Annotated in this window: 9 protein-coding genes; 4 read left to right on the top strand and 5 right to left on the bottom strand. The window is 61.3% G+C overall.

What is annotated here, in order from left to right:
- Positions 1–5: 5 nt before the first annotated feature.
- Complete coding sequence (locus KW841_RS07545) at positions 6–743, top strand: S-methyl-5'-thioinosine phosphorylase (RefSeq protein WP_007974037.1); 738 nt, start codon at positions 6–8, stop codon at positions 741–743.
- Between the two features lie 140 nt (positions 744–883).
- On the opposite strand, the gene KW841_RS07540 is transcribed toward KW841_RS07545, so the two are convergent.
- The 3 genes from KW841_RS07540 to mfd are packed head-to-tail and all read right to left on the bottom strand — an operon-like array spanning position 884 to position 7622.
- On the bottom strand, positions 884–3577 hold the full coding sequence (locus tag KW841_RS07540; RefSeq protein ID WP_218474981.1) for a DEAD/DEAH box helicase: 2694 nt from the start codon (positions 3575–3577) through the stop codon (positions 884–886).
- 6 nt (positions 3578–3583) lie between these two features.
- Positions 3584–4162, bottom strand: coding sequence for a CsiV family protein (locus KW841_RS07535; RefSeq protein WP_218474979.1), 579 nt, complete (start codon positions 4160–4162; stop codon positions 3584–3586).
- A gap of 10 nt (positions 4163–4172) precedes the next feature.
- Positions 4173–7622 (bottom strand): transcription-repair coupling factor, encoded by a 3450-nt coding sequence (gene mfd, locus KW841_RS07530; protein WP_218474977.1) that lies wholly within the window; start codon positions 7620–7622, stop codon positions 4173–4175.
- 363 nt (positions 7623–7985) lie between these two features.
- Here mfd and KW841_RS07525 point away from each other — a divergent pair, with 363 nt between their 5' ends.
- The 3 genes from KW841_RS07525 to sthA all read left to right on the top strand — a co-directional run bounded on the left by KW841_RS07525 (position 7986) and on the right by sthA (position 12400).
- Positions 7986–9449, top strand: a complete 1464-nt coding sequence (locus KW841_RS07525; RefSeq protein WP_104449718.1) for a glyceraldehyde-3-phosphate dehydrogenase — start codon at positions 7986–7988, stop codon at positions 9447–9449.
- A 311-nt stretch (positions 9450–9760) separates the two neighbouring features.
- The gene (locus tag KW841_RS07520) at positions 9761–10798 is read left to right on the top strand and encodes an FAD:protein FMN transferase (RefSeq protein ID WP_218474975.1); all 1038 of its coding nucleotides are present in this window, start codon (positions 9761–9763) and stop codon (positions 10796–10798) included.
- Positions 10799–11005: 207 nt separating this feature from the next.
- The gene (gene sthA, locus KW841_RS07515) at positions 11006–12400 is read left to right on the top strand and encodes a Si-specific NAD(P)(+) transhydrogenase (protein ID WP_007972111.1); all 1395 of its coding nucleotides are present in this window, start codon (positions 11006–11008) and stop codon (positions 12398–12400) included.
- Positions 12401–12442: 42 nt separating this feature from the next.
- Here the strand turns inward: sthA and KW841_RS07510 are convergent, their stop codons facing one another.
- Entirely contained in the window at positions 12443–13165 is a 723-nt protein-coding gene (locus KW841_RS07510) for a glycerophosphodiester phosphodiesterase family protein (protein ID WP_116582099.1), read from the bottom strand.
- Between the two features lie 14 nt (positions 13166–13179).
- Complete coding sequence (locus KW841_RS07505; RefSeq protein WP_095965249.1) at positions 13180–13761, bottom strand: PilZ domain-containing protein; 582 nt, start codon at positions 13759–13761, stop codon at positions 13180–13182.
- Between the last annotated feature and the right edge of the window lie 78 nt (positions 13762–13839).

The raw sequence follows: 13839 nt of genomic DNA, 5'->3' as shown, positions 1-13839 counted from the left end.
TCGTTATGACGGTTTACGCGATTATCGGTGGCACCGGCCTGACTCAACTCGAAGGCCTGAGCATTCGCCAGTCACTGGCAGTGGATACGCCTTATGGCGCACCTTCGGCCGATGTTCAGATCGGCGAGTATGCCGGCAAGGAAGTGCTGTTCCTTGCACGTCATGGCCATCCCCATCGTTTTCCGCCGCATCAGGTCAACTATCGCGCCAACCTCTGGGCGCTTAAGCAGGCCGGTGCCGAAGCCATTCTGGCGGTCAATGCCGTGGGCGGAATTCACGCCGCCATGGGCACCGGGCACTTTTGCGTGCCGCATCAGTTGATCGACTACACCAGCGGTCGCGAGCACACCTACTTTGCCGATGATCTGGAACACGTTACCCATATCGACTTCAGCTACCCCTACAGCGAGCCGTTGCGCCAGCAATTGATCGCGGCGCTGGCGGCGGAAGGTGTGGGCTACAGCAGTCATGGCGTGTATGCCTGCACTCAAGGGCCGCGCCTGGAGACGGTGGCTGAAATCGCCCGGCTGGAGCGTGATGGTTGCGACATCGTCGGCATGACCGGTATGCCGGAAGCGGCCCTGGCCCGCGAGCTGGAACTGGATTACGCCTGTCTGGCGCTGGTGGTGAACCCGGCGGCGGGCAAGTCGACGGCGGTGATTACCATGGCCGAGATCGAGCAGGCGTTGCATGACGGCATGGGCAAGGTGAAATCGACGTTGGCGCGGGTGCTCAAGGGCTGAGTCAGCCTTGGTGCCGAGTTGCTCCCTTCGCGGGCAAGCCCGCTCCCACAGGTTTAGTGGTGTTCGCAGAATTTGTGTTCGGCGCGGTCACTGTGGGAGCTGGCTTGCCAGCGAAGGGGCCGGTTCAAGCACCGCAAATCTCAGCGCTTTCCGAGATTTTCCGGCAACGGCGCAAACAACGCCTCGATATCATCGTTCTGCAGTTTCCAGTCCCCGGCCTTGCGCCCATCCAGCACGCCGGCCGCGAGGTCGGACTTTTCCTTCTGCAGGTGCTGGATCTTCTCTTCCACCGTGCCGCGCGCAATCAGTTTGTAAACGAACACGGGCTTCTCCTGGCCGATGCGATACGCCCGGTCGGTCGCCTGGTTTTCCGTCGCCGGGTTCCACCACGGGTCGTAGTGAATCACCGTGTCCGCTTCGGTCAGGTTCAGGCCAACGCCGCCGGCCTTCAGGCTGATCAGAAATATCTGACGCTTGCCGCTCTGGAATTCCTTCACCGGTGTGCGGCGGTCGCGGGTCTGGCCGGTTAGCAGGGCGTAGGCGATTCCACGCTTGTTCAGCTCATCCTCAATCAGCGACAACATTGAAGTGAACTGCGAGAACAGCAGGATCCGCCGACCCTCCTCGAACAATTCCTCGAGCATTTCCATCAGGCTGTCGAGTTTGCCCGAGGTGCTGCCACGGCTTGGCAGGGTCGCCTCATTGACCAGGCGCAAATCGCAGCACACCTGGCGCAGTTTCAGCAGCGCTTCGAGAATGATGATCTGGCTGCGGGCCACGCCTTTGCGGGTGATTTCGTCGCGGACTTTCTTGTCCATGGCCAGGCGCATGGTTTCGTAAACGTCACGCTGGGCCTCGTTGAGTTCGACCCAGTGGATGATCTCGGTTTTCGGCGGCAACTCGGTGGCCACCTGTTCCTTGGTGCGGCGCAGCAGGAAGGGCTTGATCCGGCCGTTGAGGTGCTGAAGCCTGACCTCGCTGGTGCGTTTTTCAATCGGTACGCGGTAATCGCGGTTGAAGCTTTTGACGTCGCCGAGCCAGCCGGGCAAGAGGAAGTGAAACAGTGACCAGAGTTCGCCAAGATGGTTTTCCAGCGGTGTGCCGCTCAGGCACAGGCGCTGCCGGGCATTGAGCTCGCGGGCAGCCTGGGCGGCCTTGCTGGTCGGGTTCTTGATGTACTGCGCTTCATCCAGCACCAGAATGTGCAAGGGCTGCGCCGCCAGGCGCTCGACGTCTTTGGGCAGCAGCGCGTAGGTGGTCAGGATCAGGTCGTAGTCGGCCAGCTTGTCGAAGTGTTTTTTGCGGCTGGCGCCGTACAGCGCCAGTACCTTGAGCTGTGGCGTAAAGTGCGCCGCTTCGTCGAGCCAGTTGGGGATCAGGCTGGTCGGCATCACGACCATGCACGGCCGATCGAGACGGCCGGCGTTTTTCTCGCTCAGCACGTGCGCCAGTGTCTGCAGGGTTTTGCCCAGGCCCATGTCGTCCGCGAGAATGCCACCCACTTCCAGCTGTCGCAGTGATTGCATCCAGCTCAAGCCCTCAAGCTGATACGGGCGCAGCGTCGCATTCAAACCTTCCGGGGCGGCAGCCGTGTGGTCCTTGATGTCGCGCAGGCGCTGGGCAAAGGTGCGGATCTGTTCGCCGCCCTCCCAGAGCAGTGGCATGTCTTCCAGCGGGTTCAGGCGCGTGGCATCGGCCTTGCTCAGGCGCAGCGTGGTGTCGCCGGGCTCCTGCAGGTAGAACTCGCCGAGGGTGGCCAGCACCGGTTTCAGGCGGCCGAAGGGCAGGGCGACTTGCAGCGGGCCGTGCTCGGAGTTCGGGCGATGAGGGATGTTGACCAGGATCAACTCGTCGTCGCGGCGTCGGGCAAGGCGCTCCGGGTTGAGGATTTCGGTGTGGGAGCGCATCAGGTTGAGCAGGATCGGCAACAGGCTCAGGCGCTCGCCGTTGACGATGATCCCCAGTTCGAGGTCGAACCAGTCGCGCTCCGGTGCCTGTTCGACGGTGGCGTACCAGTCGTCTACCGCTGTCAGGTCGAAACCGAAGTCCTCGTCGATCTGCAATTCCCAGCCCTGGGTGCGCAACTTCGGCAGTTCATTGAGGGTAAAGGTCAGCCAGGCGCTGTCATTGACCATTTCGAACAGCTCGCCAGCACTTTCCGGCAAAGCCTTGCTTTGCCGGGTGGCGACTTTGAAACCGAGGATTCGCAGCTGTTCCCGGTAGGACTGTTCCACGTCCGGGTGGCGTTTTATCCGCAGTGTCTGGGTTTCCTGGCGAATCAGGATGTCGGTGTTTTTCTGTCCGCTAACGTATTCGTCCAGATAGCTGAAAGACAGCGCCGCCCGATGCTGGATGTAACGCTGCATTCGGCCGTTGCGCGGTTCGAAGGCGCTGAACTCGATGCTGGCCAGCCACAGGCGCGGTACCGGTTGCACATTGTCCACCAGCACTTGCGGCGGGGCTTTCGGGCTGCGGTTTTCCAGGACAGCCTGGAGTTTTTCCAGGAGTTCGGCGTCTTTGGCGGCAGCGGGGTAGTCGAGGGTTTCCTGCACTTGCAGGAGCACCGCTGCGCAATGTTTGCAGTTGCTGTGGACCGGGCAGGAGCAGGTGGCATCGACCATCAGCAGCGTGCCTTTGGCTGACTCGCGCAGGCGAATGGTCTGACGGTAAACGTTACCGCCCGAGCCTTCGCACGCGGCGACGATGGTTGCGTCGCCGGCCTCGACGATCCTGACTCGATTCTCCAGCGCGTAACGGCGACCACGCTCCAGGCTCTGTTCCTTGAATCGGCTGACCCAGGATGGTGCCAGGGGTTTGCTCAGGGTCGCGGACATAGGGAATCAGTCCGGAATTTCTTCGGGAGCTGCTCGGGGGGCGGGGGCGGTCAGCGAAGTGATCTTGATCAGCAGGCCGAGGTGGCCGTTGTCGAGGAAGTTCAGCTGGCCGTTCTTGGTGTGGCTTTCCTGTTTCAAGCGCTCGCTGGCAGTCACCATGCCATTGGCATCGATCTGATTGACCCAGAAGTCGGCGTCGACGTCGGTAAAGCGTCCCAGTTTCATGCTCAGCGTGCCCTCGATCGGGAACTGACCATATTGTTCCTTGCCGTCGCTGATCGCCACTTTGCTGGCGTTTTCGCCGAGCGTCTGTTGCCAGGCCTTGTGCAGCAACACCGTGTAGTCGGCGCTGCTGGTGAGTTTTTCCACCTCGCCATTCAGGCTTGGCGTACGCAGGCTGTCGGGGCTGACGGGTTGGGCGCCAGCGGCCCAGTCTTCCGGTGCGGCGCGGCTGACAATCGCCGGCACGGCGTTTTGCCGGACCAGAATCATTTCGACCTGATACAGGTCATCGGCAAATGCCGTGGGGGCGGCCAGCGCTGGCATCAAAAGGGTCAGCAGGGTCAGTGAGCGGAACAGGCGCATGCGGCGTCCTTCAAGCAGTTTTCGGAACGAGGCGCTCGAACAGCGCCTCTACAGTATTAAAGCGCTCTTCCGGGCGCTCCATCGGAACCATGAACTTGAACATCGTGGCCCCTTCGAATTTGTAGCGTTTTGGCTGGCTCTGGATCAGCTTGATCAGGGTCAGCGGGTCGACCGGCGTCTGCGTAGCGAACTCGACGCGACCGCCTTGCGGGCCGCCGTCGACTTTCTTGATGCCCAGTTGCTCGGCCTGCAACTTCAATGCAGTGATGCGGATCAGGTTCTTGGTCGGTTCCGGCAACAGGCCGAAACGATCGATCATCTCCACCTGCAAATCCTTGAGACCGTCCTCATCGGTGGCCGAGGCAATGCGCTTGTAGAGAATCAGGCGGGCGTGGACATCCGGCAGGTAGTCTTCCGGAATCAGCGCCGGTACCCGCAAGTTGACTTCAGGACCACCGCCGAGCGGTTGATCGAGGTTCGGCTGCTCGCCCTTGCGGATCGACTTCACCGCGCGCTCGAGCATTTCCATGTACAGCGTAAAGCCGACCGCCTGGATCTGCCCGCTCTGACCGTCACCGAGCAGTTCGCCGGCACCACGGATTTCCAGGTCGTTGGTGGCGAGCACGAAGCCCGCGCCGAGGTCCTGGGTGTTGGCGATCGCTTCCAGGCGCTTTTCCGCGTCCGGCGTGATTTGCTGGCGCGGTGGCGTCAGCAGGTAGGCATAGGCCTGGTGGTGACTGCGTCCGACCCGGCCGCGCAGCTGGTGCAACTGGGCCAGGCCGAACTTGTCCGCACGCTCGATGATGATGGTGTTGGCGCTCGGTACGTCGATGCCGGTCTCGATGATGGTCGAGGCGATCAGCACGTTGAAGCGCTTGTGGTAGAAGTCGCTCATCACCTGTTCGAGTTCGCGCTCGCGCATCTGCCCGTGACCGATAGCGATCCGTGCTTCCGGTACCAGCTCGGCGAGGTCGGCGGCGCATTTCTCGATGGTCTTCACGTCGTTATGCAGGTAATAGACCTGGCCGCCACGCAGCAACTCACGCAGCAAGGCCTCTTTGACCGTGCTCTTGTTCTGCTCCATGACGAAGGTGCGTACCGACAGGCGGCGGGCTGGCGGGGTGGCGATGATCGACAGGTCGCGCATGCCCGACACCGCCATGTTCAGCGTGCGCGGAATCGGCGTGGCGGTCAGTGTCAGGATGTCGACTTCGCTGCGCAGGGCCTTGAGCTGTTCTTTCTGGCGCACGCCGAAACGGTGTTCCTCGTCGATGATCACCAGGCCGAGGTTTTTGATCTTCACATCATCCTGCAGCAGCTTGTGCGTGCCGATGACGATGTCGATCTTGCCTTCGGCCAGATCGGCGACGGCGGCATTCACTTCCTTGGCCGACTTGAAGCGGCTCATCACTTCCACGGTCACCGGCCAGTCGGCGAAGCGGTCGCGGAAGCTGTTGTAATGCTGCTGGGCGAGCAGGGTGGTCGGCACCAGGATCGCCACCTGGCGACCACCGTGCACGGCGATGAACGCGGCGCGCATCGCCACTTCGGTCTTGCCGAAGCCGACGTCGCCGCACACCAGGCGATCCATCGGCTTGGGCGCGAGCATGTCTTCGCGCACCGCCTCAATGGTGGTCTGCTGGTCCGGGGTTTCTTCGAACGGGAAACCGGCGCTGAAGGTGGCGTAATCGGCTTTCGGATCGGCGAAAGCGTAGCCTTCGCGGGCGGCGCGGCGTGCATAGATGTCGAGCAACTCGGCGGCCACGTCGCGCACCTGTTCGGCGGCTTTGCGCTTGGCTTTCTGCCAGGTCTCGGAACCGAGGCGGTGCAGCGGGGCCAGCGCGTCATCGCTGCCGGTGTAGCGGGCGATCAGGTGCAGGTTGGCCACCGGCACGTAGAGCTTGGCGCCTTCGGCATATTCCAGGGCAAGGAATTCGGCGGTCTGGTTGTCGATTTCCAGGGTTGCCAGGCCCAGGTAACGGCCGACACCGTGGTCGATGTGCACCACCGGCGCACCTTCGCGCAACTCGGTGAGGTTCTTGATGACGGCATCGTTGTTGGCATCGGCGCGTTTTTCCCGGCGCCGGCGCTGCATCACGCGCTGACCGAACAACGGGCTTTCGGCAACCAGGGCCAGGGCTGGATCGTCCAGCACCAGGCCTTCATCCAGCGGCGCGATGGTGATCGCCAGGCGGTCTTTGCCGGCGACGAAATCCGGCCAGCTGTCGACGGTTTTCGGTCGCAGCTTCAGGCGTTCCAGCAGCTCCAGCAGCACTTCGCGACGGCCTGCGGATTCGGCGGTGAACAGCACGCGACCGGGGAACTGGTCGAGGAAGTCCGCCAATGCCGCCAACGGCTGGGTAGCCTTGGCTTCGATGGCCAGGTTCGGCAACTCGCGAGCCGGGAAGCGCTCGCGACCGACACCGCTTTCCACATCCTGTTGACTGGCCACCACGCGCGGCCAGTTCTTCAGGCGTGCGAAGCAATCTTCCACCGGCAGGAACAGTTCGGCGGGCGGCAATAAAGGACGGGACGGGTCGACACGGCGTTCTTCATAGCGATTGCGCACGTCGTTCCAGAAGTTTTCCGCGGCTTGCTCGATGCCCGGCAGGGAAAACACTTGCGTGTCCTGGGGCAGGTAATCGAACAGCGTCGAGGTTTCTTCGAAGAACAGCGGCAGGTAGTACTCGATGCCGGCCGGGGTAATCCCGCTGCTCAGGTCCTGGAAGATCGGGCAGCGGCGGAAGTCGACGTCAAAACGCTCACGGAAGCGCGCCTTGAAACGGGTGACCGCTTCTTTCTGTAGCGGGAACTCCTTGGCCGGCAACAGCTTGACCGAGTCGACTTTGTCGATGGAACGCTGGTTCTCCGGGTCGAAGGTGCGCAGGGTTTCGATTTCGTCGTCGAACAGGTCGATGCGATACGGCAGCTTGCTGCCCATCGGGAACAGATCGATCAACGAGCCGCGAACCGTGAACTCGCCGTGTTCATACACCGTATCGACGTAGCGATAACCCGTGGCTTCAAGCCGGGTGCGCATCTGCTCGACGTCGAGTTTCTGGCCGATGTCCAGCACCAGGCTGCTGCCGAGCAGGAATCTGGTCGGTGCCAGGCGATGCAGGGCGGTGGTGATCGGCACCACCAGTACGCCATGGCTCAGTTCCGGCAACCGGTACAGGCTGGCGATGCGCTGGGAAATGATGTCCTGGTGCGGCGAGAACAGGTCGTAGGGCAGGGTTTCCCAGTCGGGAAAGTGCAGTACGGGCAAATCCGGGGCGAAGAAACCCAGCTCCTGTTCCAGCCGTTCGGCACTTTGGCTGTCGGCGGTCAGCAGCAGGGTAAAGCGCTTGGCAGCGCTGGCGGCCTCGGCGATGGCCAGGCTCAGGGCTGCACCGGGCAGGTTGCCCCAGTGCTGTTTACCTGCCGCGGCAGGGAGAAGCGGTAGACGCAGAACGGGCACGGAAGGTTGAGCTCCAAGCGTTGCGACAAAGTCGGTAATTGTAGCGGTCTACGATGCCGCCTGTCAGTTGCTGACTGCGTCTAAAGCACGGGTTTGGTGAAATGTAGTGGTAAAGACAAAATTCTACGGTTTTTTGCCAAAAATTATTGAATATGTAGTGGCAAAAGCAACGAGTGTTACGGAGGGTTACGGATAACGAGGCGTGACCTCCAAAAAATTGACTACGCTGAAAGCCCCGGTTTTATTGGGTTTGCGCGAGGCGCAATTTTTTTGAACGACGAATTGTTACGTAAAGCACGACGGGCGCGCATTGCTACCGCTGTCACTCGGCGGCATAATGTAGCCCCTTTTTTCTGCCCCTACATGTGGAAGGTTCCCGTGACTCAGAAGCCCGACCAGTGTCTTGGTGAATGGATCGACCGTGAAGCACTCGCAGAAGCGATGATTCCGCTTATCGGTCAGCTCTACCGCAATAACAACGTGGTGAGCTCGATCTATGGCCGCAGCCTGATCAATCGTTCAGTCATTGCGATTCTCAAAGCTCACCGCTTTGCTCGTCACCGTCAGTCCGACGAGTGCGAGCTGTCCGTCCACGAAACATTCCCGCTGATCAAGGCGATGAGCGAACTCAAGCTTGGCGCCGCTTCGGTGGACCTGGGCAAGCTGGCGGCCAAATTCAAGGCCGAAGGCAATGGTCGTACTGCCGAGCAGTTCGTCCGTGAAGAACTGGCTGACGTGGTTGGCCAGCAAAACGCATCGGCCCGCAAAGGCACCGACGTAGTCCTCTACGGCTTCGGTCGTATCGGCCGTCTGCTGGCGCGCATCCTGATCGAGAAAACCGGTGGCGGCGACGGCCTGCGCCTGCGTGCCATCGTTGTCCGCAAGGGCGCCGAGAACGACCTGGTCAAGCGCGCCAGCCTGCTGCGTCGTGACTCGGTGCATGGTCCGTTCGATGGCACCATCACCATCGATGAAGCCAACAACACCATCACCGCCAACGGCAACCTGATCCAAGTTATCTACGCCAAGAGCCCGGCCGAAGTCGACTACACCCAGTACGGCATCGAAAACGCTCTGATCGTCGACAACACCGGTGTATGGCGTGACGCCGACGGCCTGGGCCAGCACCTGGCCTGCCCGGGCGCTGCCCGCGTGATCCTCACCGCACCTGGCAAGGGCGCGCTGAAGAACATCGTGCACGGCATCAACCACGGCGACATCACCCCTGACGACAAGATCATCTCGGCGGCGTCCTGCACCACCAACGCCATCGTGCCGGTGCTCAAGGCAGTCAACGACAAGTACGGCATCGTCAACGGCCACGTCGAAACCGTTCACTCGTTCACCAACGACCAGAACCTGATCGACAACTTCCACAAGGGCAGCCGTCGTGGCCGCGCCGCGCCGCTGAACATGGTGATCACCGAGACCGGTGCCGCCACCGCAGCCGCCAAGGCGCTGCCAGTGCTCAAGGGCAAGCTGACCGGCAACGCGATTCGCGTTCCTACGCCGAACGTGTCGATGGCCATCCTGAACCTGAACCTGGAAAAGGCCACCACTCGCGAAGAGATCAACGAGTACCTGCGCCAGATGGCCATGCACTCGGATCTGCACAAGCAGATCGACTACGTGAGCTCTCAGGAAGTGGTTTCCACCGACTTCGTTGGCTCGCGCCACGCAGGCGTAGTGGACGCTGAAGCGACCATCACCCAGGATAACCGCGTTGTTCTGTACGTCTGGTACGACAACGAGTTCGGTTACAGCTGCCAGGTGGTTCGCGTGATGGAAGACATGGCCGGTGTAAACCCGCCAGCATTCCCGCGTTAAGCCTTAGCTGCACATGAAAACGCCCCGACTTTGGTCGGGGCGTTTTTGTTTGGGCTGCTTTTGTTCGTTGAGGGGGGGTGTTGTTCGGCCGGCCTCTTCGTCGGATCGCCGCCCGGACCAAGCCCGCTCCCACAGGGATTGTGGCCGACCGTGGGATTGGCGGTCACTGAAGATCAAAATTGTGGGAGCGGGCTTGCTCGCGAAAGCGGTGGACCAGTCGACATCTCTGTTGAATGTGCCGGCCTCTTCGCGAGCAAGCCCGCTCCCACAGTTCTATCGCATAATGGCTGGCCCTGGCGGCGTGTCAGGGTATGTATTGGGGAGCTCGGGAATTGTTGATCAGGTGGCAGGGGGTGGCATTTTTGCTGCTCGGCGCACTATCAGGCTGTGGCAACAGCGACGCCCTCGAAAGCTTCGGCGGCCCGACCATGGGCAGCACTTATTCGATCAAGTACGTACGCCATGCCGGCCTTCCGGCACCTGGCGAAGTCCGTGTCCAGGTCGAGCAAATCCTCGCTGACGTGGACCGGCAAATGTCAACTTACCGCAGCGACTCGGACATCGAACGCTTCAATGCATTGCCGGCCAACGACTGTCAGGCAATGCCGGCGTCGATCCTCGAGTTGGTCCGCGTGGGCGAGCAACTGTCCGTGCAAAGCGAGGGTTCCTACGATCTGACGGTGGAGCCGTTGCTGAACCTCTGGGGATTTGGTCCGCAGGCCCGGGAGGAGAAGGTCCCGGCCGCCGAAGCGCTCGCTGAAGCCCGCCGGCGTGTCGGCCATCAGCACTTGCGCATCGATGGCGACAATTTGTGCAAGGACGCCGCCGTCGAGGTCGATTTCAACAGCATCGCCGCCGGTTATGCGGTGGACACGATTGCCGAAAAACTCGAGGCGATGGGCATCCACGACTACCTCGTGGAGGCGACGGGCGAGCTCAAGGCAGCCGGTAAGAAAGCCGATGGTTCGCCATGGCGCATTGCCCTGGAAGAGCCGCGCGATGACCAACAGGTGGCCGAGCGCATCGTTGCGGTCGACGGTTATGGCCTTTCAACTTCCGGCGACTACCGGAATTATTTCGAGCAAGGCGGGCAGCGTTTTTCCCACACCTTCGATGCCCGCATCGGTGCGCCCGTCTCACACGCCCTGGCGTCCGTCACGGTGATTCATCCTTCAGCGTTGATGGCCGATGGCTTGTCGACGCTGTTGCTGATTCTTGGGCCGGAACGCGGTTGGGACTACGCGGAAAAACACGATATCGGCGCATTTTTTGTGATTCGCGCCGATACAGGTTTCGTCACACGCAGTAGTCACGCTTTTGAGCGCCTCAGTGGCAAAAAAACCGAATGATTTCGGCGATTTGAGCATTGAAAACTGGCGTTGTAGCGCAGGCAAAAGTAGCCTACGACGCGACCAAGGGTTAATGTGCCCGGCGTTGACGCTTCTATAGACTGTGTCCGGGTTCTGTACTGGCCCCAAATTGTTCCTTCATGCCACAGATTGGCGTGATTTAGCCGCAGGTGCCGAGGGTGCCGCGGCCTGTTCTGAGGAGTACGCATGGCTGTCTACAACTACGACGTGGTGGTGTTGGGTTCCGGCCCGGCGGGGGAAGGCGCGGCAATGAACGCCGCCAAGGCAGGGCGCAAGGTGGCGATGGTCGATAGCCGTCGCCAGGTCGGCGGCAACTGCACTCACTTGGGCACCATCCCCTCCAAGGCACTGCGTCACTCGGTGCGGCAGATCATGCAGTTCAACACCAACCCGATGTTCCGGGCCATTGGTGAACCGCGCTGGTTCTCGTTCCCGGACGTACTGAAAAGCGCCGAGAAAGTCATCTCCAAGCAAGTCGCTTCGCGTACCGGCTACTATGCCCGCAACCGCGTCGACGTGTTCTTCGGCACCGGCAGCTTCGCCGACGAGCAAACCATCGAAGTGGTCTGCGCCAACGGCGTGGTCGAGAAACTGGTGGCCAAGCACATCATCATCGCCACCGGTTCGCGTCCGTATCGCCCGGCGGACATCGATTTCCACCACCCGCGTATCTACGATAGCGACACCATCCTCAGCCTCGGCCACACCCCGCGCAAGCTCATCGTTTACGGCGCAGGCGTGATCGGGTGCGAATACGCCTCGATCTTCAGCGGCCTGGGTGTGCTGGTCGAGCTGGTGGACAACCGTGGCCAGTTGCTGAGCTTCCTGGACTCGGAAATCTCCCAGGCCCTGAGCTATCACTTCAGCAACAACAACATCACGGTTCGCCACAACGAAGAGTATGACCGCGTCGAAGGCGTGGACAACGGCGTGATCCTGCACCTCAAGTCCGGCAAGAAGATCAAGGCCGACGCCTTGCTCTGGTGCAACGGCCGTACCGGCAACACCGATCAGTTGGGTCTGGAAAACATCGGCGTGAAGGTCAACAGCCGTGGCCAGATCGAAGTCGACGAGGCGTATCGCACCTGCGTGCCGAACATCTATGGCGCCGGTGACGTGATCGGTTGGCCGAGCCTGGCCAGTGCCGCCCACGACCAGGGCCGTTCGGCCGCTGGCAGCATTGTCGACAACGGCAGCTGGCGTTTCGTGAATGACGTGCCGACCGGCATCTACACCATTCCGGAGATCAGCTCGATCGGCAAGAACGAGCAGGAGCTGACCCAGGCCAAGGTGCCGTACGAAGTCGGCAAGGCGTTCTTCAAGAGCATGGCGCGGGCGCAGATTGCCGGTGAGCCGCAAGGCATGCTGAAGATCCTGTTCCACCGTGAAACCCTGGAAGTGCTGGGCGTTCACTGCTTCGGTTATCAGGCGTCGGAGATCGTGCACATCGGTCAGGCGATCATGAACCAGCCGGGCGAACAGAACACGCTGAAGTATTTCGTCAACACCACGTTCAACTACCCGACCATGGCCGAAGCCTATCGGGTCGCGGCGTACGACGGCCTCAACCGGCTTTTTTGAGCGGCTCCGGCCGGTGGCCTGAGCCGGCCGGGGAGACCGATTTCAGCAATTCTCGAGCGTGGCGCTGGCCAAACCGGGAAAGTCTGTAATCAGGCTGTCAACGCCGAAGTCGGCGAGTCTGCGCATCAGCGCAGGCTCGTTGACGGTCCACACCGACACATGCAACCCCTGACGCTGCGCCTTTTGCAGGCGTTCCGGCGTACACAGGGTCCAGTTCAGCGCCAGAATCTCACAGCCATAACTGGCCGCGACCTTCAGCGGGTCGAGCCAGGCGTACTCCGCCACCAGTCCGCGGGACACGTCCGGCACCAGTTCCAGCGCAGCCTTGAGCACTTCACGGGAGCTCGAGGTGATGGTCACCTTGTCCATCAGGCCATGACGCTGGGCCATTTCGCGAATCGCCAGCACGGTGGTCGCGGCACGCATCCGTGATGCGCTCTTGACTTCCAGCTGCCAGTGATCGAAGTCGCACTTCTCGAACAGCTCTTCCAGCGTCGGAATCGGGCACGGCTTGATCCAGCCCGGGCCACCCTTGCGCGCGTCATAGGTCACAAGCTCGGCCGCCGTGTGTTCGACGACCTTGCCGCGACGGTCCGTGGTGCGCTTGAGGGTCGGGTCGTGGATGACCATCAACTCGCCGTCCCTGGACAGGTGCAGGTCCAGTTCGCAGCGACGCACGCCGTGCTTGAGACATTCCTGAAAGCTGGTCAGGGTGTTTTCCGGTGCTTCGCCCTTGGCGCCGCGATGGCCGTAGATGAGGGTCACGGTTCTTCCTTAAATTAATTGCCTGATTCGAGTTGTTCGCGGGCCAGGCGTCGTTCCTGGGCCTGCTTCTGCAAGATGTGGCGGGCCAACAGTTGGCGCTGGGCGTCGGTCAGGTGTTCGAACTCGGTGCCGACGTCATAGCCATCGCCCTTGCGGTCGCAATGGGTGACGCGGGCGCGCAGCAGCAGGCCCAGGGCTTGCGGCATCAGCACCAGCTTGACCGACAGGTGTGCGCCGGCGGCGATGGGCGATGGGTGCTGAAAGTCGATGCCGCCTTCGGAGATGATCACCGGCTGTGGTTCGCCAATCTGCCCGAGCACGGTGATGGCGATCACCTGGCTCAGCAGATCGATGCGTTTGTTCTGTGATTTCAAGAATGCCGCAATGTTGCGGTCGCGCTCATTGATCTGGCGCAACAGGTGCTGCGACTCGAATTCACTGAGGTGCAGTTCGCTGAGCAAGTTGAAGAGTGGGGAAGCATCCTGCAACACTTCCTGGCCTGCGGCTTCAGAAGCGGACAGGGGCCGAATTTCCAGTGCGATCGTATCCTCGATACGGTAGTATTCGCGGCGATCTTCTTCATCTAATGTCGACATGGCGAACCCATGGTAGCGGCGGTGGTCTGAGTGTAAAGCTGGTTATCGACCCCCGCCACAAGGACGTTCCTTTTCCCT

Origin of the sequence: Pseudomonas sp. PDM28 (genome assembly GCF_019219115.1) — a bacterium.
Taxonomy (GTDB): Bacteria; Pseudomonadota; Gammaproteobacteria; order Pseudomonadales; family Pseudomonadaceae; genus Aquipseudomonas; species Aquipseudomonas laurylsulfatiphila.
This window is presented reverse-complemented; position numbering and strand designations above follow the sequence as displayed.

Coding starts and splice junctions, on each gene's coding strand:
- sthA (WP_007972111.1), top strand. CDS start 11,006: ATGGCTGTCTACAACTACGACGTGGTGGTGTTGGGTTCCGGCCCGGCG.
- KW841_RS07545 (WP_007974037.1), top strand. CDS start 6: ATGACGGTTTACGCGATTATCGGTGGCACCGGCCTGACTCAACTCGAA.
- KW841_RS07520 (WP_218474975.1), top strand. CDS start 9,761: ATGTATTGGGGAGCTCGGGAATTGTTGATCAGGTGGCAGGGGGTGGCA.
- KW841_RS07535 (WP_218474979.1), bottom strand. CDS start 4,162: ATGCGCCTGTTCCGCTCACTGACCCTGCTGACCCTTTTGATGCCAGCG.
- KW841_RS07540 (WP_218474981.1), bottom strand. CDS start 3,577: ATGTCCGCGACCCTGAGCAAACCCCTGGCACCATCCTGGGTCAGCCGA.
- KW841_RS07525 (WP_104449718.1), top strand. CDS start 7,986: ATGTGGAAGGTTCCCGTGACTCAGAAGCCCGACCAGTGTCTTGGTGAA.
- KW841_RS07505 (WP_095965249.1), bottom strand. CDS start 13,761: ATGTCGACATTAGATGAAGAAGATCGCCGCGAATACTACCGTATCGAG.